General features: G+C 67.6%; 23 protein-coding genes. 3 read left to right on the top strand and 20 right to left on the bottom strand.

What is annotated here, in order from left to right; genetic code table 11:
- Positions 1–29 precede the first annotated feature (29 nt).
- On the top strand, positions 30–875 hold the full coding sequence (locus OV207_RS22050) for an RDD family protein (protein ID WP_267557073.1): 846 nt from the start codon (positions 30–32) through the stop codon (positions 873–875).
- On the opposite strand, the gene OV207_RS22045 is transcribed toward OV207_RS22050, so the two are convergent.
- A complete protein-coding gene (locus OV207_RS22045; protein ID WP_193428308.1) occupies positions 817–1335 on the bottom strand; it encodes a hypothetical protein in 519 nt (172 codons plus the stop codon). The two genes, OV207_RS22050 and OV207_RS22045, sit on opposite strands and share 59 nt — an antisense overlap.
- A 103-nt stretch (positions 1336–1438) precedes the next feature.
- On the opposite strand from OV207_RS22045, the gene OV207_RS22040 reads away from it, so the two are divergent.
- The gene (locus OV207_RS22040; protein ID WP_267557071.1) at positions 1439–2497 is read left to right on the top strand and encodes a tetratricopeptide repeat protein; all 1059 of its coding nucleotides are present in this window, start codon (positions 1439–1441) and stop codon (positions 2495–2497) included.
- A 29-nt stretch (positions 2498–2526) separates the two neighbouring features.
- On the top strand, positions 2527–3582 hold the full coding sequence (locus OV207_RS22035) for an FHA domain-containing protein (protein ID WP_267557070.1): 1056 nt from the start codon (positions 2527–2529) through the stop codon (positions 3580–3582).
- Positions 3583–3660: 78 nt separating this feature from the next.
- Here OV207_RS22035 and sctV read toward each other — a convergent pair whose 3' ends face one another.
- The 19 genes from sctV to OV207_RS21940 all read right to left on the bottom strand — a co-directional run bounded on the left by sctV (position 3661) and on the right by OV207_RS21940 (position 17537).
- Positions 3661–5787 carry a type III secretion system export apparatus subunit SctV gene (sctV, locus tag OV207_RS22030; RefSeq protein ID WP_193428311.1) on the bottom strand — a complete coding sequence of 709 codons (2127 nt, stop codon included), beginning with the start codon at positions 5785–5787 and terminating at the stop codon, positions 3661–3663.
- An 89-nt stretch (positions 5788–5876) separates the two neighbouring features.
- Complete coding sequence (locus tag OV207_RS22025; protein ID WP_193428312.1) at positions 5877–6344, bottom strand: tetratricopeptide repeat protein; 468 nt, start codon at positions 6342–6344, stop codon at positions 5877–5879.
- A gap of 99 nt (positions 6345–6443) precedes the next feature.
- Positions 6444–6812, bottom strand: coding sequence for a hypothetical protein (locus OV207_RS22020; RefSeq protein WP_267557068.1), 369 nt, complete (start codon positions 6810–6812; stop codon positions 6444–6446).
- A gap of 277 nt (positions 6813–7089) precedes the next feature.
- Positions 7090–7311 (bottom strand): hypothetical protein, encoded by a 222-nt coding sequence (locus OV207_RS22015; protein ID WP_193428314.1) that lies wholly within the window; start codon positions 7309–7311, stop codon positions 7090–7092.
- A gap of 241 nt (positions 7312–7552) precedes the next feature.
- The gene (locus OV207_RS22010) at positions 7553–7774 is read right to left on the bottom strand and encodes a hypothetical protein (RefSeq protein WP_193428314.1); all 222 of its coding nucleotides are present in this window, start codon (positions 7772–7774) and stop codon (positions 7553–7555) included.
- A gap of 240 nt (positions 7775–8014) precedes the next feature.
- Positions 8015–8236: a hypothetical protein gene (locus OV207_RS22005; protein ID WP_193428314.1), complete on the bottom strand. Its 222-nt coding sequence runs from the start codon at positions 8234–8236 to the stop codon at positions 8015–8017.
- 241 nt (positions 8237–8477) lie between these two features.
- Complete coding sequence (locus OV207_RS22000) at positions 8478–8699, bottom strand: hypothetical protein (RefSeq protein WP_193428314.1); 222 nt, start codon at positions 8697–8699, stop codon at positions 8478–8480.
- A 144-nt stretch (positions 8700–8843) separates the two neighbouring features.
- Positions 8844–9425 (bottom strand): hypothetical protein, encoded by a 582-nt coding sequence (locus tag OV207_RS21995; RefSeq protein ID WP_267557067.1) that lies wholly within the window; start codon positions 9423–9425, stop codon positions 8844–8846.
- A 78-nt stretch (positions 9426–9503) separates the two neighbouring features.
- Positions 9504–9980: a SycD/LcrH family type III secretion system chaperone gene (locus OV207_RS21990; protein ID WP_193428316.1), complete on the bottom strand. Its 477-nt coding sequence runs from the start codon at positions 9978–9980 to the stop codon at positions 9504–9506.
- Positions 9981–9983: 3 nt separating this feature from the next.
- Positions 9984–10466: a hypothetical protein gene (locus OV207_RS21985; protein ID WP_193428317.1), complete on the bottom strand. Its 483-nt coding sequence runs from the start codon at positions 10464–10466 to the stop codon at positions 9984–9986.
- 52 nt (positions 10467–10518) lie between these two features.
- The gene (locus OV207_RS21980) at positions 10519–10794 is read right to left on the bottom strand and encodes an EscU/YscU/HrcU family type III secretion system export apparatus switch protein (RefSeq protein WP_193428318.1); all 276 of its coding nucleotides are present in this window, start codon (positions 10792–10794) and stop codon (positions 10519–10521) included.
- Positions 10795–10803: 9 nt separating this feature from the next.
- Complete coding sequence (gene sctU, locus OV207_RS21975; protein WP_267557066.1) at positions 10804–11880, bottom strand: type III secretion system export apparatus subunit SctU; 1077 nt, start codon at positions 11878–11880, stop codon at positions 10804–10806.
- Positions 11881–11899: 19 nt separating this feature from the next.
- Positions 11900–12718, bottom strand: a complete 819-nt coding sequence (locus OV207_RS21970) for a flagellar biosynthetic protein FliR (RefSeq protein WP_193428320.1) — start codon at positions 12716–12718, stop codon at positions 11900–11902.
- The gene (gene fliQ / locus OV207_RS21965; protein ID WP_014398418.1) at positions 12715–12981 is read right to left on the bottom strand and encodes a flagellar biosynthesis protein FliQ; all 267 of its coding nucleotides are present in this window, start codon (positions 12979–12981) and stop codon (positions 12715–12717) included. Before fliQ ends, OV207_RS21970 begins: the two co-directional genes overlap by 4 nt.
- A gap of 16 nt (positions 12982–12997) precedes the next feature.
- The gene (gene sctR, locus OV207_RS21960; RefSeq protein WP_193428321.1) at positions 12998–13828 is read right to left on the bottom strand and encodes a type III secretion system export apparatus subunit SctR; all 831 of its coding nucleotides are present in this window, start codon (positions 13826–13828) and stop codon (positions 12998–13000) included.
- A gap of 10 nt (positions 13829–13838) precedes the next feature.
- Positions 13839–14645, bottom strand: a complete 807-nt coding sequence (locus OV207_RS21955) for a flagellar biosynthetic protein FliO (protein ID WP_267557065.1) — start codon at positions 14643–14645, stop codon at positions 13839–13841.
- A 102-nt stretch (positions 14646–14747) separates the two neighbouring features.
- On the bottom strand, positions 14748–16106 hold the full coding sequence (gene sctQ, locus OV207_RS21950) for a type III secretion system cytoplasmic ring protein SctQ (RefSeq protein ID WP_193428323.1): 1359 nt from the start codon (positions 16104–16106) through the stop codon (positions 14748–14750).
- Positions 16103–17014 (bottom strand): flagellar hook-length control protein FliK, encoded by a 912-nt coding sequence (locus tag OV207_RS21945; RefSeq protein ID WP_193428324.1) that lies wholly within the window; start codon positions 17012–17014, stop codon positions 16103–16105. The genes sctQ and OV207_RS21945 overlap by 4 nt, the downstream gene beginning before the upstream one ends.
- A 34-nt stretch (positions 17015–17048) precedes the next feature.
- Entirely contained in the window at positions 17049–17537 is a 489-nt protein-coding gene (locus OV207_RS21940; RefSeq protein ID WP_193428325.1) for a flagellar assembly protein FliH, read from the bottom strand.
- Positions 17538–17575 lie beyond the last annotated feature (38 nt).

The raw sequence follows: 17575 nt of genomic DNA, 5'->3' as shown, positions 1-17575 counted from the left end.
GGCGGTCCGGGTGGCATACACTGCGCGCCGTGACGCCCGCCCCCGACACCCTGCTCGACGGCACCCACACGGTGCTGACCCCGGAGTACGTGGAGTTCCGCTTCACGCTCGCGGGCGTGTACTCGCGCTTCCTCGCGTGGCTGGTGGACGCCATCATCGTCGGGCTGGCCACCCTGGTGGTGCTGCTGGTGTTCCAGGTCGCGATGGCCGCGTTCCCGGGGTTCGCCAGCGCACTGGGCATCGTCGTCTACTTCCTCGTGGACTGGGGATACGCCATCACGCTGGAGACCGCGTGGGCCGGGCAGACGGTGGGCAAGCGCGCCCTGTCCCTGCGGGTCATCCAGGAGAGCGGCGTGCGCATCGGCTTCTACCACGCGGCGCTGCGCAACCTGGCGCGCGTCGTGGACCGGCTGCCGCTGCTCTACCTGGTGGGCGGCACCACCGCGCTCGTGTCGCGCTCGCACCAGCGGCTGGGGGACCTGCTCGCCGGCACCATCGTCGTGCGCGAGCGCCGCCTGAAGGTGCCCTCCGCCCTGGAGACGCGCGGCGACGAGGGGCTGCTGGCGGATCCGCTGTTCGTCTCCCGCGTGAAGCGGCTGTCCACCGAGGAGCGGGAGCTGGTGCTGTCCGCGGCCCTGCGGCGCGAGGAGCTCCGGATGGAGGCCCGCCTGCGGCTGTTCTCCGCGCTGGGGGCACGGCTCCAGGACTCGCTCGCGATGGAGAAGCCCGCCCACCTCTCCGACGAGAAGTGGACGCTGCTCGTCGCCGCCACGCTGCTGCCCGCCCCGAACACGCGCCCGGGGCGGCCCGGCACGCCTAGAAGTACGCCGCCACGCCCACCGAACCGGTCAGCGACGTCTGCGTATCCTCGTTGAGGGCGATGTAGAAGTTGTACTGCGCGCGCACGCCCAGGCTCACCGTGTCCGTGACGAAGTAGTCCAGCCCCACGTTGGGCCCGATGCCCACGAAGTTGCTGATGCTGTCCTTGAAGACGATGAGGTAGCTCACGTCCGTGCCGACGTACGGACGCAGGGTCTCCTCCATCAGCAGGTAGCGGATGCCGATGGACGGCGCCAGGCCGATGACCCGCTTCTCCGGGGTGGCGAAGGTGTCCTTCGGGAACATCAGCTTCGACAGGGAGACGACCTCGAAGCCGTTCTCCACGTAGAGGCTGCCCTCCAGGCCCAGGAAGGGCGTGCCCGCGAGTCCCGCGGTGCGTTTGAAGTCCATGTAGCCCACCGAGAGCCCCAGGCTCCGGTTGGAGAACTGGGCGTGGGCGGGAGTCGCGCCCAGCAGGGCGGCGAGCAAGCCAAAGGCACAAAGAGAGGTCCGCATGGCGCGGCACTCTACAGCCGGGCTAACCCCTGGAAAACAGCGCTGATTCATCCAAAGGCCGGCGTTGCCTCATGGGGTGGCGCTCTCCTACACTCCCAAGGCCATGCGTCTTCGCCGCCTTGTCACGCTGACCGCCGCCGCTGCCCTGTCCACCACCGCCTGCCTCAACACGCCGCCGCCGCACGAGCGGGCGCTCATCAACAATGAGCTGTGCGCGCAGGAGATGGCCAACGGGGACCTCCAGAAGGCGGAGACCTACTGCAACCTGGGCCTGGAGTTCTCCCCGCAGTACGCGGACCTCTGGGCCAACAAGGGCCTCATCGCCATGTATTCGGGCAACAAGCCCAAGGCGAAGGACTTCTTCATCAAGGCCCTGCGCTACAACCAGGAGCACCTCCAGGCCTACCAGAACCTGGGCGTCCTCTATCTGGAGGAAGGCGCCTACGGGAAGGCCCACGACAACTTCAAGCGCGCCCTGCAGGTGAACCCGGACAACCTGGAGTCGCGCTACGACCTGGGCCTCACCTTCATGAAGATGGGCAAGAAGAAGGAGGCCCGCAAGGAGTTCGCCACCCTGCTGGCCGTCAACCCCAACGTGGCCAACGCCCACCACAACCTGGGCATCATGGCCTACGAGGAGAAGGAGCTGGAGCCGGCCTTCGAGCACATCTCCCAGGCCGCCCAGCTCACCCCGGACTCCGCGGAGGTGTGGCACGACCTGGGCACGGTGTTGATGGAGCAGAGCCGCTTCCCGGAGGCCCGCGAGGCCTTCGGCAACTGCGCCCGCCTGGATGAGAAGAACTCCAGCTGCCTCAACAACCTGGCGCTCGCCCAGCGCAAGGTGGCGCTGACGGACTCCGCCCTCAAGGAGCTGAAGGACACGCAGACGGCGGAGAACAGCGCCCCGGCGCTCTACCTGCTCGCGCGCCAGTACCGCGAGAAGGGCCTGCTCACGGAGGAGGAAGGCGCCTACCGCAAGTGCGTGAAGCTGGACGCCAAGTTCGCGCCCTGCCACTTCGGCCTGTTTCAAATCTTCTCGGACGCGCACAAGCAGACCCACGCCGAGGCCGCCTGCAAGAACTTCATGAAGTTTGGTACCTCCGAGGAATTCCCCACCGAGTACCAGACGTGTGAGAGATTCCTGGCCAACGACTCATTCTAGCCGTCCCTTTCGGGTAGCGACTCCACGCGATGAGCGTCCGTCTGACCGTCACGCAGCGCAGTGAAGCCGGAGGCGCCTCGGGCAAGGAGGTCGTCCTCGACGATGCGATCATCACCCTGGGGCGGGACAAGACCTGCCAGGTGATGCTTCCCCAGCAGGCGGTGTCGCGCAACCACGCGCGCATCACGCAAGAGGGGACCCTCTACTTCGTGGAGGACCTGGGCAGCGCCTACGGCACGAAGATCAACGGCAAGCCCCTGCCCCAGGGCGAGAAGGAGCTGCTGCGCAACGGCGACATCATCGCCATCGCGCAGTACGACGTGCGCTTCGACCGGGTGGTCGAAATCGTCCAGGACGTGAGCGACAAGACGTCCTTCATCGCGCGCGGCATGGTGAAGGACGTGATGCGCGGGCTCGCCGGCGGCGAGGAGCGCTTCCTGCGCTACATGAACGGCCCCAAAGAGGGCCAGCGCATCGAGATCTCCGACGCCCAGGAGCACGTCTTCGGCCGCGACGAGAAGGAAGCCGACGTCATCCTCAAGGACGACCTCGTCTCGCGCAAACACGCCAAGGTGCGCCGCGACTGGTCCGGCACGCACGTGGAGGACCTGGGCAGCCGCAACGGCATCAAGGTCAACAAGAAGCGCGTCAACCGCAAGGCCCTCAAGGACGGCGACGAGCTGGAGATTGGCGCCACGCGCTTCATCTACGTGGACCCCGCCGAGCCGCCCGACGAGCCGGTGAGCCTCTCCAGCGAGGTGAGCCCCGTCAGCGCCCCGGCGCCCTCTCCACCGCGCCCCTCCCCGCCCCGCCGCGAGGAGCCGCCCCCGCCCGAGCCCGAACCGGAGCCCGAGCCGGAGCCCGCCCCCGCGCCGCCAGACGAAGCCGCCGAGGACCCGAACTCAGGCGACTCCGAGGAGCCGCAGCCCGACGAGCCCGTGAACGACTACGCCCCGGAGCCCCAGCCCGACGGCGGTGCGATGGCGGCGCTGGCGGACAAGAAGAAGTTCGTCCCGCTCATCGTCATGGGCGTGGTGGGGCTGACCTTCCTGGTGCTGATGATCGCCGTGCTCGCGGGCGCCTGAGCCTTCCGGCCCGGCGTCCCTGTCCGCGAGCAGCGCTTCACCCGAACGACGAAGGGCCCCCGGTCGGGGGCCCTGGAACTACCGGCCGGAGGAGATGCGCGCCACCGGCTGGATGTTCAGCTCGGGCGACAGCTCCTGGTAGCTGAGGATGGAGAACGAGGGCGTGAACTCGTACTCCAGCAGCTTGCGCACGTAGCGGCGGATGTCCATCGCCGTGAGGATGACGGGGCGCTGGGCGCTGGGCGGCAGGTGTCCGCACTCGGAGCGCACCGCGCTGACGATCTCCTGGGCAATCTCCGGCTCCAGCGCCAGGTGGGCCCCCGCGGAGGTGCGCTTGATGGAGCTGCGGATGGCCTCCTCGATGTTCGGGTCCAGCAGGTAGACCACCAGCGTGCCGGTGCCGCGCGCGTACTTGTGGGAGATGTAGCGGCGCATCGACGCGCGGACATGCTCGGTGAGCATGACGTTGTCGGCCTCCACCTGCCCGTACTCCGACAGCGCCTGGAGGATGCCGCGCAGGTCGCGGATGGAGATCTCCTCCTCCACGAGCCGCCCGAGGATGTCCGTCAGCTTCAGCACGTTGACGATCTTCGGGACGACCTCCTTCACGATGGCCGGGAACGCCTTCTCCAACTGCTCCAGCATCGTCTGCGTCTCCTGCACGCCCATGAACTCGCGGGCGTTCTTCCGCAGGATGGCCGCCGTGTGCAGGATGATGTAGCCGGGCACGTCCCAGGTGGTGAGGCCCGCGGACTCCAGCGTCTCCCGGTAGTGCTCCGGCACCCACGCGGCCGGCTGGCGCGTCGCGGGGTTGATGGCCTCGAAGCCGGGGATGTTCATCAGCTTCAGGCGGTCCACCGTGTCGTTCACCAGGATGTGGCCCAGGGTGGCCTGGCCGGTGACGACGGGGACTTCGTTGATCTGGATCTGGTAGGCCCCGGGCGGCAGGCCGCCGTTGCCGCGCGCGCGCACGCCGGGGAAGCGGACGCCCAGCTCCACGAAGAGGCCGTCGCGCATGAACGGGATGAGCTCGAAGAGGAACTTGCCGCCGTCCTGACGCGAGTCCACGAAGGGCACCAGCGCGTCGGACACCTCCAGAACGATGGGGGTGACGACGGGGATGAACAGCTCCGAGTCCGGGTTGAGCTGCTCCTTGGGCGCCGGCTCCGACGACACGGGGGTGCCGAAGCTGGACTCCATGGGGGGACCCGCTTCCTCGGCCGCCAGGTCCGCGTCCTTCTTCTTCATCATCGTGTACGCGCCGAAGCCCGCGCCCGCGCCGAGGATGAAGAAGGGAATCTTGGGCAGACCGGGGATGAGGCCCAGGCCCACGAGCATGGCCGCGGCGATGGCGATGGCCTTCGGGTAGGCGGTCAGCTGCGTGCCCACGTCCTTGCCCAGGTGCGCGCCCTCCTCCTCGCCGCCCACGCGCGTCACCAGGATGCCGGCGCACGTGGAGATGAGGATGGCGGGAATCATGCCGACCAGACCGTCACCGATGGTGAGCAGCGTGTACTTCTCCGCCGCGTCGCCCGCGCTCATCCCCTTCTGGGTCACGCCAATGATGAGGCCGCCCACGATGTTGATGACCGTGATGATGATGGACGCGATGGCGTCGCCCTTCACGAACTTCATGGCGCCGTCCATGGCGCCGAAGAGCTGGCTTTCGCGCTCCAGGTCGCGGCGCTTCTTCTTGCCCTGGTCCTGATCGATGGAGCCCGCGCGCATGTCCGCGTCGATGGACATCTGCTTGCCGGGCATCGCGTCCAGGGTGAAACGCGCGGCCACTTCGGCGACGCGCTCCGAGCCCTTGGAGATGACGATGAAGTTCACCACCACCAGGATGAGGAAGAGGATGGCGCCGACGACGAAGTTGCCCTGCACCACGAAGTTGCCGAACGCCACGACCACTTCGCCCGGGTCACCGGTGAGCAGGATGAGTCGGGTGGTGGAGATGGTGAGCGACAGGCGGAACATCGTCGTGATCAGCAGCACCGTCGGGAACACCGACAGCTGCAGCGCGCCTGGCACGTAGAGGGAGATGAGAAGAAGGATGACCGAGATGCTGATGTTCAGCGTCAGCAGGATGTCCAGCAGGAACGTCGGCAGCGGGACAATCATCATCGCGACGATGGCCACGACGACCACCGCCAGGACGATATCGGAGTACTTGTTCAGGAAGCTGTTCGGATCGGCGTTGGCCATCGTCGGGGCGCCATCCTAGTCCGTGCCCGCCCCGGTTCCCAAGGGGGGGGTACGCCCTCCCCTGGCAAGGAAGGGGGCCTGCGGTCAGGCTACGAGCGATCCTCGGGCGCTTCGGCTTCGGCGCCCTCGTCGGCGCTCTCCAGGGCCGCGGCGGCGAGCATGCGCGCACGACGGCTCAAGGGGTCCTTGTCCTCCGGGTCCAGGGACACGGCGTGCTGGAAGTCGCGAGCCGCCTCCATCACCTTCCCCTGGCGGAGGAAGGCTTCGCCCCGGTTGACGAAGGGGGTGATGTCGGAGGGGTCCAGCTCGATGGCGCGGTTGAAGCATGCCACGGCCGCGTCCAGGTCCTCCAGGGCCAGGTGGCAGGCGCCCAGGGCCGTCTGGAAGTACGCCTCCGAGGCGTCCATCGCGGCCAGCTTCTCGAACACCTCCAGCGACGCGCTGAAATGTCCGTCCTGGAAGAGATTGAAGCCCTCGGTGGCCCGTTCGAGCATCTCCGGGCCAGAAAGGGGCTTCTCGTTGTCGTTCGACACCGTGGCCTTGGATTCAGTCGTCATCGGCGCGTTCACCGGGGCGGGGACTGCAGCGGCGGAGAGTCTAGCCTGAGGGCCCCGCCAGTTCCAGGCGGGGACCCTTCCAAGGCACGGGCTGACGGACTACTTCGCGTCGTCGATCTGCTCCTGCACCTTCGCCATGATGTCGTTCATCGACTTGCTGATGATCGACTTGAAGATGTACTCGCTGGTCGACGTGTTGCCGAGCGCCTTCCGGGCCTCTTCGGTGACCTGCGCCTCGGTCGCGTTGGGGTTGGCGGCGACGAAGGCGTCGACCTTCTTCTGCGCGTTCGCGATGGCGCGGTCGCTCGCCGTCGTGCTCAGGTCCATCTGGCCCAGGAACTCATCGGAGATCTTGGACAGCACCTGGCTGCCGGTGGCCTTGGCGTCCTGCGTGCCCGAAGACTTCTGCTGGGCCGCCGGCTGCGAAGCCGTCTTCAGCTGCGTGGCGAAGCCAGCCAGGTCGCGCATTTCCTTGTTCGACGCGGCCGGGTTCGCCTGCGTCGTGCCCGTCGTACGGGCAGAGGGGATGCTGGGAGCGGTGCGGGAAATGGTGTTGGAGCCCATGAGCGAACCTCGTTCAAAATACGGTTTCCAGGGTTATCGGAAGGGAGGCTAGGAGAGTTTCTGGATCAAGGCCAGAGGGGCACGATTCCCGACACAGCCCTGAAACGCCGCCGGCCCCGGACCGGCACCCCCGAAGGGGCACCAGCGCGGGGCCGGAGCGAACCACCAACCTGAGCAGCGACTACTTCAGGTTGTTGATGGCCGCCATCGCCATCTCGTCCATCTTCTTCATCAGGTTCGTGATCGTGCTCATGATCTGCGAATCCTGCTGCACCTTCTTCTGCGCCTCCAGGAAGCCGCGCTGCTCCGGCGGCGCCTGGGCGATCATGTTGTCCATCGAGGAGCGCTGGGAGTTGGAGGTGCTGATGGCGGTGGAGAGGACGTTCGCGAGGCCGCTGGCCATGGGGTGCTCCTTCAGGAGGACGAAGAGGTTTGTACGGCGACAGCTACAAAAGGATTATCAGGGAAGGCGGGCCGGAGTTTCCTGGGGGATTTCCGGGAGCATTTCTTTGTTTGGAGCCCCGCCCCGAGCCCCCCAGGGCAGCCTGACCCGACCCGGGCCCTGAAACGCCGCCGGCCCCGGACCGGCACCCCCGAAGGGGCACCAGCGCGGGGCCGGAGCGAACCACCAACCTGAGCAGCGACTACTTCAGGTTGTTGATGGCCGCCATCGCCATCTCGTCCATCTTCTTCATCAGGTTCGTGATCGTGCTCATGATCTGCGAATCCTGCTGCACCTTCTTCTGCGCCTCCAGGAAGCCGCGCTGCTCCGGCGGCGCCTGGGCGATCATGTTGTCCATCGAGGAGCGCTGGGAGTTGGAGGTGCTGATGGCGGTGGAGAGGACGTTCGCGAGGCCGCTGGCCATGGGGTGCTCCTTCAGGAGGACGAAGAGGTTTGTACGGCGACAGCTACAAAAGGATTATCAGGGAAGGCGGGCCGGAGTTTCCTGGGGGATTTCCGGGAGCATTTCTTTGTTTGGAGCCCGCCCCGAGCCCCCCAGGGCAGCCTGACCCGACCCGGGCCCTGAAACGCCGCCGGCCCCGGACCGGCACCCCCGAAGGGGCACCAGCGCGGGGCCGGAGCGAACCACCAACCTGAGCAGCGACTACTTCAGGTTGTTGATGGCCGCCATCGCCATCTCGTCCATCTTCTTCATCAGGTTCGTGATCGTGCTCATGATCTGCGAATCCTGCTGCACCTTCTTCTGCGCCTCCAGGAAGCCGCGCTGCTCCGGCGGCGCCTGGGCAATCATGTTGTCCATCGAGGAGCGCTGGGAGTTGGAGGTGCTGATGGCGGTGGAGAGGACGTTCGCGAGGCCGCTGGCCATGGGGTGCTCCTTCAGGAGGACGAAGAGGTTTGTACGGCGACAGCTACAAAAGGATTATCAGGGAAGGCGGGCTGGAGTTTCCTGGGGGATTTCCAGGAGCATTTCTTTGTTTGGAGCCCCGCCCCGAGCCCCCCAGGGCAGCCTGACCCGACCCGGGCCCTGAAACGCCGCCGGCCCCGGACCGGCACCCCCGAAGGAGCACCAGCGCGGGGCCGGAGCGAACCACCAACCTGAGCAGCGACTACTTCAGGTTGTTGATGGCCGCCATCGCCATCTCGTCCATCTTCTTCATCAGGTTCGTGATCGTGCTCATGATCTGCGAATCCTGCTGCACCTTCTTCTGCGCCTCCAGGAAGCCGCGCTGCTCCGGCGGCGCCTGGGCGATCATGTTGTCCATCGAGGAGCGCTGGGAGTTGGAGGTGCTGATGGCGGTGGAGAGGACGTTCGCGAGGCCGCTGGCCATGGGATGCTCCTTCAGGAGGACGACTTGATGGGTTTGTACCGCAGCAGCTACAAACAGATTATCAGGGATGGGGGCGCGGAGTTTCCTGGGAGATTTCCAGGATCATTTTCCGCCTCCCCTGCCTTCAGGGGAACCGCCGGACTGTCAGCCCTTCAACTTCCCAAGGGCCGGATTCTTCATCCACGCCTTGAAGGACTCGAGCTGGGCCTGCTCCGCCTTCGGATCAGGCGTCGCGTTGCGCTCGGGGTTCAGGTCCATCTTGCCCTTGCTGGAGCTCTCGAAGCCGTCCGACGTGGCCTTCGCGCTGGGGCGGGACGCCACGGGCGCCGCCGCGGGCGCGGCGGGACCGGGGGGGGTAATGGCCAGCTTGGCGCCAATCTCCGGGTTCATCTCCATCACGGCCTTCTGGATGGTCATGCCGTAGGTGGAGATGCGGTACTGCAGGTACTCCACCACCTGGCCGAGGATGGGCGGCGGCGGGAGGATGGGGTCCTTCATGAAGCGCGTCAGCGCGTCCTTCACGTCCGCGTAGAGCGTCTCGTCCAGCGGCGCCGTGGGAGCAGAGGAAGCCACCAGCTTGCGCATGTTGCGCAGCACCTGCTGGAACGTACCCGTCGCGGCCTTGGACTGGGTGTCCAGTTCCACGAGCAGCTTCTCGCGCTTCGCCGTCAGCTCCGGCGGCTCGGGGGGGAGCGGGCGAGGTTCTTTGGAAGTCGGGGTGGTCATTGCCTCTCCATCGGTTGAGGGAAGTGAAGCGAGCCTAACAGACAAAACCGGGCTTCCACAGCGAACACCGCCCGGATGTCAACGACGGTTGAGGGCGGACAACATGGCTCCGGCCTTGCGGACCACCGGATCATCCACGGGGGTCATCGCCGCGGCGCGGCGAAGGTCTTCGAGCGCCTGCGGCTTCTGCCCCATGGCCAGCTTCACCTCCGCGCGGCCCACGTAGACGGACGCATCCTGCGGCGCCAGCTTCGCCGCCACGTCGAAGGCCGCGAGCGCGCCCTGGCCGTTGCCGGCCGCCATCTCCACCACGCCGAGCGCCTTGGCGAAGTACACGTCCGTGGGGTTCACCGCGTAGAGGCCCTGGAAGAGCGTGCGCGCCTCGGCCACCCGGCCCTGGTAGAAGAAGAAGTAGGCCGTCTTGGCGATGGCATACAGCTCATCGTTCGAATAGCCGCGCACCTCGCGCAGCGTGGCCTTGCCCTCCGCCCAGCGCTGCAGCAGCGCGGTGAGCTTCGCTTCGTCCTGCGGGTCTTCGGGGTCCAACGCCGCCATGGCTCAGTAGCCCTCGTCCTTCTGCTCTTCCCACATGCGGCGGAGGATCTCCTGGGACTCCGCGCTCACCTGATCCACCAGGCCCAGCATCGCGGACTCGCGCTGCAGCAGCGCCTTGAGGCGCTCCAGGCGCTCCGGCGGGGCGTTCACGCGCGACAGGCCCCGCTCCAGCATCCGGCGCTGTCCGTCGTCCCCACGGCCGGCCACGCTGGCCAGGTAGGGGCGGTCGCTGAAGCCCTCCAGGTCCGCGTCGTGCCCGCCCGGGTGGGGAGGCAGCGGCAGGCGCAGCTCCTCCGACGAGTGCGCGGGGCCGATGAAGTCCAGCAGCGCCGCCGACGCGAGCGCGGGGTTCTTCGGGTTGCCCGCCTTGCGCAGCTTCTTCGCGCGCTCGAGCTGGGAGGGGTCCACCAGCCGCTCGCGGACGCTGCGGGGACCACCCCAGGGCCAAAGGGCTGTACTGGGGGGAGGATTGTTGATTCTGGCCATGGTGGGCCGACTTCAACCCAGGTGAGGGGGCCGCGTCCAGCCCCCCTCGGCGTCAGCCCGCCTGCTCCCGCTGGAGGCTGTAGATGAAGTTCAGGACCTCCGCGACCGCGTCGTAGAGCTCCTCCGGGACCTCCTGCCCCACGTCCACCCGGTAGAGGGCGTGCGCCAGGGACACGTTGCGCATCACGGGGATGCCGTACTGCTTGGCGATCTCCTTGATCTTCTCCGCCTTGAGGCGCATTCCCTTGGCCACCACCCGAGGGGCGCCGTCCGCCTGCTTGTCGTACTTGATGGCGATGGCGATGTCCGCCTCTTCGTCGCTGGCCATGGCCCCTCCTCACGCGCGCGCTGCTGGCGCCGTTTGCTGTTTCAGCCCGTAGACGAAGTTCAGGACCTCCGCGACCGCGTCGTAGAGCTCCTCCGGGACTTCCTCGCCCACCTCCACGCGCAGCAGCGCGTGGGCCAGGGGCACGTTGCGCAGCAGCGGCACGTCCGACTCGCGCGCCAGCGCCTTGATGCGCTCCGCCTTGGCGTCCATGCCCTTGATGAGCACCCGGGGCGCGCCGTCCTTGTTCTGGTCGTAGATGAGCGCCACCGCGACGTGGTCCGGGTTGGTGACGATGACGCTGGCGTCCTTCACCGCCTCCATCTGGGCCCCTTCCATGATCTCCTGGTGGAGCTCCTTGCGCTTGGCCTTGTGGTGCGGGTCGCCTTCGCTCTGCTTGTACTCCTTCTTGACCTCGTCCTTCGTCATCATCATGTCCTTCATGAACGACTTGCGCTGCCACCACACGTCGAAGATGCCGAAGATGACGAAGAGCATGAGGATGCGCACGCTCACGCGGTAGATGATCTCCCCCAGGATGACCATGATGCCCTGCGTGTCCTGCCGCACGGTTTCGATGACCAGGGGCATGGAGTCGCGCACCACGCCGTAGACGACGTAGGCGGCGACCGACAGCTTGACCAGGTTCTTGAGCAGCTCCACGAAGGTCTTCTTCGTGAACATGTTCTTCAACCCGGCGATCGGGTTGAGCTTGTCCATCTTGGGGATCAGCGGGTCGATGGTGAAGAGGGACCCCACCTGCAGGAAGTCAAACAGCCCGCCGAAGACCGCCGCGCCGGCCACCACGGGGATCGTCAGCAGCAGCAGCGTGCGCACCCCCATGTAGAGCAGCTGGGTCGTCGCGAGCGCCAGGTCCTGCGAGTGGGCGATCTGGTCGAAGCTGAACCGGAAGAGGATGGAGATCTCCTCTTCCACCATGCCCCACGTGGCCCGGGTGATGCCCATGCCCGCGGCGAGCACGGCCACGGCCGTCAGGTCCTTGCTCTTCCAGACCTGGCCCTTCTTGCGGGAGTCGTCGAGCTTCTTCTGCGACGGCTCCTCTGTTTTGTCGCCACTCTCTTCCGACATGGAGGAATCCCGGGGGCGCCTAGGCCAGCAGTTGGATGGCGCGCTGGACCATGCGGAGCATGTTGCCCAGCTCCAGCTGCATGCGCCCGACGATCACATGCATCGAGAGGAACATGATCAACGCGCCCACCAGCGGCTTGAGGGACATGGAGATGAAGAACACCTGGACCTGCGGCGCGACGCGGTTGATGGCGCCCAGGGCCAGGTCGGTGCAGAACGCGGCCACCATGCCGGGGCCGGCCAGGGCCAGGCTCACCGCCAGGAGGTCCGCGAAGGAGCGGATCATCAGGTCGAAGAAGGGCCACACGCCGTGGCTGAAGCGCGGGAAGCCCTCCAGCGGGACGACCTGGAGGCTGTCCGCGAGCGCCCGGATGATGACGTGGTGCCCGTCCAGCGACAGGAACAGCACCACGGTCAGCTGCACCTTGAGGCTGGAGAAGATGGACACCTGGGTGCCCAGCTGCGGCACGAAGAGCTGGGCGTTGTTGCTGCCCGACATGGTGTCCATCAAGGTGCCGGCCACCCGGGCCGCGTCGAACACCATGTTGACGATGTACGACAGGCACAGGCCGATGAAGATCTCCTTGCACAGCAGCGCGATGTACGGGAGCGCGCTGATGGGGATCTTGTCCATCCGATCAGAGACGGAGGGGAACAGGACGATGGAGATGAGCAGGCCCAGGCCCAGCTTCATCTCCGAGGGCACGACCTCACCGCCCAGGAACGGGCTGAAGATGAGGATGGGCATCACCCTGCACATGATGAGCGCCACCGTGAAGATGGTGACGGACAGGTTGACCCGAGTGCCCAGCTCGGCCATGGCTTCGCCGATGTTCATCTGCCGATGAGCGCCGGGAAGCGGTCGAAGACGTGGAAGGTGAAGCGCAGGAGCTGTCCGCCAATCCACGGGCCCGTCATGGCGAGCACGCCGAAGACGAGGACGACCTTGGGCGCGAACGTGAGCGTCTGCTCCTGAATCTGCGTGGTGGCCTGGAACAGCGAGATGAGGAAGCCCACCAGGAGGCTCATGAGCACCGGCGGCGCGGAGACCACGAGCACCAGGAACAGCGCCTCCTGGGTGATGAACGTGAGCTGATTCATGGGAGTGCGGTGCTCCTTACAGGTAGCCGATGACCAGGCCCTTGGCGATGAGGTACCAGCCGTCCACGAGCACGAACAACAGCAGCTTGAAGGGCATGGAGATGGTCGTGGGCGACAGCATGTGCATGCCCAGCGCCAGCAGGATGTTGGCCACCACCATGTCGATGACGATGAACGGCACGAAGAGCAGGAAGCCGATCTGGAAGGCCTCCTTGAGCTCGGACACGACGAACGCCGGCACGATGACCATGAAGTCGTTCGGCTCGATGTCCTTGCGGTCCTCCTCCTTCCGCATCTTCTTCGCCAGGCTGTAGAAGAGCGTGCGGTCCTTGTTGGTGACCTTCTTCTTCAGGAACTCGCGCAGGGGCTCCTTGGACTTGTCCGCGGCGCCCAGCAGCGTGCCCACCGTCTCCGAGGAGAACACCGCCGTGCCCTTGGACCAGATGTCCACCCCGCCCGCCCGGTACATCTCCTGGCCGATGGGGGCCATGATGTAGACGGTGAGGATGATGGCCAGGCCGGTGATGACCTGGGTGGGGGGAATCTGCTGGGTGCCCAGCGCCGAGCGGACGATGGAGAGCACCACGGAGATCTTCACGAAGCTCGTCACCATCATCAGCGCGAACGGGACCAGCGACATGGCCGCGAGCGCGAGGATGAGGATGAGGGGCCGGGAGGTGAACGAGTCGGAGTTCACCGCCTCCTTCACCAGGGAGTCCGGCATGGAGTTGTCCGCGCCCCCCTTCTTCGCCGCGGACGCGACGAACGGGTGCAGCGACACGAGCGCCGCGAAGAGCCAGGGCGGAGCGCGGAACAGGGGCGGGCGGACGGGAGACGCAGGGTTCACGGGACGGCCTTCAGACGCCCGGCGGCGGCGTGGGGCCACCGGTCCGGCGGGAGAGGAGCTTCTGGAGGAAAGGACTCAGGGACACGGGGGACGACGGAGGCCGCGCGGCGCGGATGCGCTCCACGGCGTCCCGGTCCAGCTTCGACACAAGTTGCACGCCACCCTCGCCGCCGCCCACCAGCAGGTACTCGTCCGCGGCCTTCAGGACGAAGAGCGTGCGCCGTTGATCCAACGGGATGCGCTCCATCACCGACACGACGGACGCCTTGCCCACCGGCACGCCCTGCAGCCCCATCAGCCGGCGCAGGCCCACGTTGAGCGTCAGGTAGATGGCCGCGATGACCGCGCCCAGGAGCGCCACCGTGCGCACCACCACCCAGCCCAGGCTCTCCTGCTCCTCGGGGGCTGCGACCCCCAGCTCCTTGTCCAGCTCCTCCGCGTGCCGGGAGGCACGGTCGGCCGGATTCACGGCGTCGGAGGCCGGTGTCGGGGGAGTGGGCTGGACCGCGACGGGCGCCACGGCGTCTGGCGCGGCGGGGGACGGAGGCGTAGCCGCTTCAGCCTTGGCCGGAGGCGCCTGGGGAACCGGCGCGGCGGCAGCCTTCGGTGGGGCCGCGTCGGCCTTCGCCGGAGGCGCCTGGGGAATCGGCGCGGCGGCGGGCTCCGGTGGGGAGACCGCGTCGGCCTTCGCCGGAGGCGCCTGGAGGACGGGCGTCGCTTGCGGCGCCGCGGGCGCCTGCGCCAGGACGGCGGACGACGCGAGGAGAAGCGTGGCGCCGAGCAACCCGCGCGAGGAGGAGAGACGAAGGACTGCCATGGATGCTCGCGAGCCTAGTTCACCCGGAGCAGGACCGCCACGGCCCCCCAGGCAACGAGGCCCCCCTGCCCGCCTGCCCTCTGACGCGTGAGGCAGGAAGGCTCACCCCGCCAGGTTGATGATGCGCACGCCGAGCTGACCGTCCATCTCCACGAGTTCACCCCGGGCCACCACCTTGCCGTTGACCGACAGGTCCACCGGCTCACCCGGCCCACGGCGCAGATCGAGGACCTGCCCTGTGCGCAATCCCACCACCTGCTCCGCCGTGATGGCCACGCGCGCCAGTTCCACCGCCACCTGCAGGGGCAGATCGCTGAGCAGGTCGCTGCCATCCCGGTTGTTCGCGTCGTCCAAAGCCGCCCCTTCCAGTTCCGGAGGTACGTCCAGCTCCGGGTTGGTGAAGTCCTCGTTCTCGTTCGCGCCGCCGGGCTCCGCCTGGCCGTGGCCCGGCTCTCCGGGAACGACCTCCGTGATGCGCGCGCGGTAGCGGCCGTTCTCGATGAACACGTCCGCCGCCAGGTGGCCCGTGAGGCCCATGCCCAGCCGCAGCTGCGCCGTGCCCGCTTCGCCCCGGTCCGGCCGCGCCGACAGCGCGTCCAGCAGCAGCACGTCCTTCACCCGCAGCGACGCCAGGTCCTGGGCTGACAGCTCCGCCACGCCAATCTCCGCGCGCAGCCAGTCGCGCAGCGTGGACAGCCGACGCCCGTGCGCCTTCATGTTCGCGCGGCGCTGCTCGCGGCGCTGGGCGCTCTCCACCGCCGGCTCGGCCGCCTCCAGCACCGCCGACGGCACCACCAGCCGCACGATGCCGCGATGCGGGCCCACCACCGCGTTCAGGTGCACCGCCAGCATCGGGCCGTCCTCGCCCAGCCGCGCGGAGACCTCGTCCACGCCCCGGGCCACGCCGTCCAGCCGCGGGCGGGGAACGCCGGGTTGCAGCCCGGGCGCCAGCTCCTTCAGGGCCTCCAGGACGACGTAGCCCATCACGCCCTCCTCGATGTCCGTCAGCGGCCGCAGGCCCACCGTCTCACCGGCGCCGCCCAGCAGCAGGTCCACCGCCGAGTGCGCCAGGGCCAGCTCTATCTCCAGCACCCCCCGCCCCGCGAGCGCCCCGGGCGCGAGCACCGCCAGGAAGGACGGGTCGCCCAGGAAACGGCGCAGCTCCGTCATGGGGCGCGCCTGGGCGGACTCCACCGTCAGGCGCACGTCCACGTCGAAGAGGGCCTTGAGCCGCGCGCACACGGTCTCCAACGTGCCCGGGTTCGGCGTCAGCCAGCGCAGCCGTTCGGCCAGCTCGCTCTGCGCGCGAGACACCTTCTCCAGGTGCGTGAAGACGAACGGCCGCCATGGCGACACCGGCTCCGGTGCCGAGACGGGCTTCGCGGGGGGCCCCAGCTTCCGGGTGTCGACCAACATGGTTCGCTCGTAGATTCCGGGTTCGTCGTCCGGCTCCAGGCTCATGTCTTCGCCTCGAACCGCAGCTGCTCAAGCGCCAGCCCGCGACCTCCCAGGGCGCTGCGCAGGCCCTCGCTCTGCTCCTCCAGGAGCTTCAGCGTGTCGCGGTCGCTGCCGCTGAAGGTGGCGGAGATCTTTCCGTTCCTCGCGCTGACCTTGATGGACAGGCCGTTGAGCACGTCCCCGCGCAGGTCGATCTGGAACTCCGCGTTGCCCGCGGCGTTGGTGCCCACGCGCACGCGCTCCACGATCTTCTGGGCGATCTCACTGGCCATCTGGCGCAGGCGCTCCGAGCCGGCCATGTCCTTGGGCTTCGCCACCGGCACCGGCGCCATCAGCGCGGGGTTGAACCGGAAGCCCGCGGCGGCCATCTGCCCGCCCTTGTCGTCCTTGTCCTTGTTGCCGCCGCCGCCCGCGCCCTTGCCGCCGCCGGCATTGACGTCGACCTTCATCTCGCCCTTCTCCGCGCTCAGCCGGCTGGCCTGACCGTCCGACTTCGTCAGGTCGCCTTCGCGCACGTCCGTGGAGCGCTTGTCCTCCGTGGCCTCGGACCTGCGGGTCTCCGCGCGCGGGGCCAGCGACTGGGACTCTCCGCCGCGCTGCGACTGCTGGGCGCCCTGGGAGGACTCACCGGGCTTCGCCGAGCCGGCCTCCTTCTGGGACAGCTTCTCGTCGAAGGTCTTGCCCTGCCCCTGGGTGGCGCGCGCGAGCACCGCCTTGGCCAGGCTCTGCGGGGTCTGGGCTTCGGTCGCCGCCTTCGGCAGGGCCTTCTCCGCCTGGCCCTGCTGGACCAGCTTGGAGAACAGGGACTCGCCCTCCAGGCGCTTCTTGCCCTTGGCTTCCGCGAGCCTGCGCTCCTGGATCATCCGCTCCGCCATGCGCGCGGCATCGCGATCGTCGTCAACTCGGCTCATGGCGTCCTCTCCTGACTTCGGGGGCGGCGGGAGGTTACTTGCGCTGGCGGGCCAGGAACAAGGCGTTGCCAATCTCCTCCTGGTTCAGCTCCTCGCGCTGCTGGCGCTCCTGGCGCACCTGCTTGACGAAGGTTTCCTTGTTCTTCTCGATGGCCTTCAGCTCCTTGGCGGCCTCCGCCATGAGCATGCGCCGCTGTTCGACCAGGCGGGCGGCCGCCTTGACGACCTCCTTCTGGTGTTCGATCTGGAGGGCGACCTGGGCCTCTTCGTCCTTCAGGCGCTCCTCGAAGCGGCCCATCATGTTCATGCCGTTGATGCCGGCGCCCTTGGCCATCATCTGCTGGAAGTACTCGGCCACCTTGGCCTTGCGCTCCTTCTTGCGGCGCTCCAGTTCGGCCTCCAGCTGGGCCTGAACCTTCTTTTCCTTCTCCAGCGCCTTGATGGCGGCGGAGAAGGCCTGCTCGGCCTCCTCCTTCGCCTTCTCACGCATGTCCAGCAACACCTGCAACCGGTACGGGGGCATGGTGGGGGCATCCTAACCGGAAACGCCCCGCCCGTACC

It is taken from the genome of Corallococcus sp. BB11-1, from assembly GCF_026626625.1.
GTDB classification, from domain to species: Bacteria; Myxococcota; Myxococcia; order Myxococcales; family Myxococcaceae; genus Corallococcus; species Corallococcus soli.
This window is presented reverse-complemented; position numbering and strand designations above follow the sequence as displayed.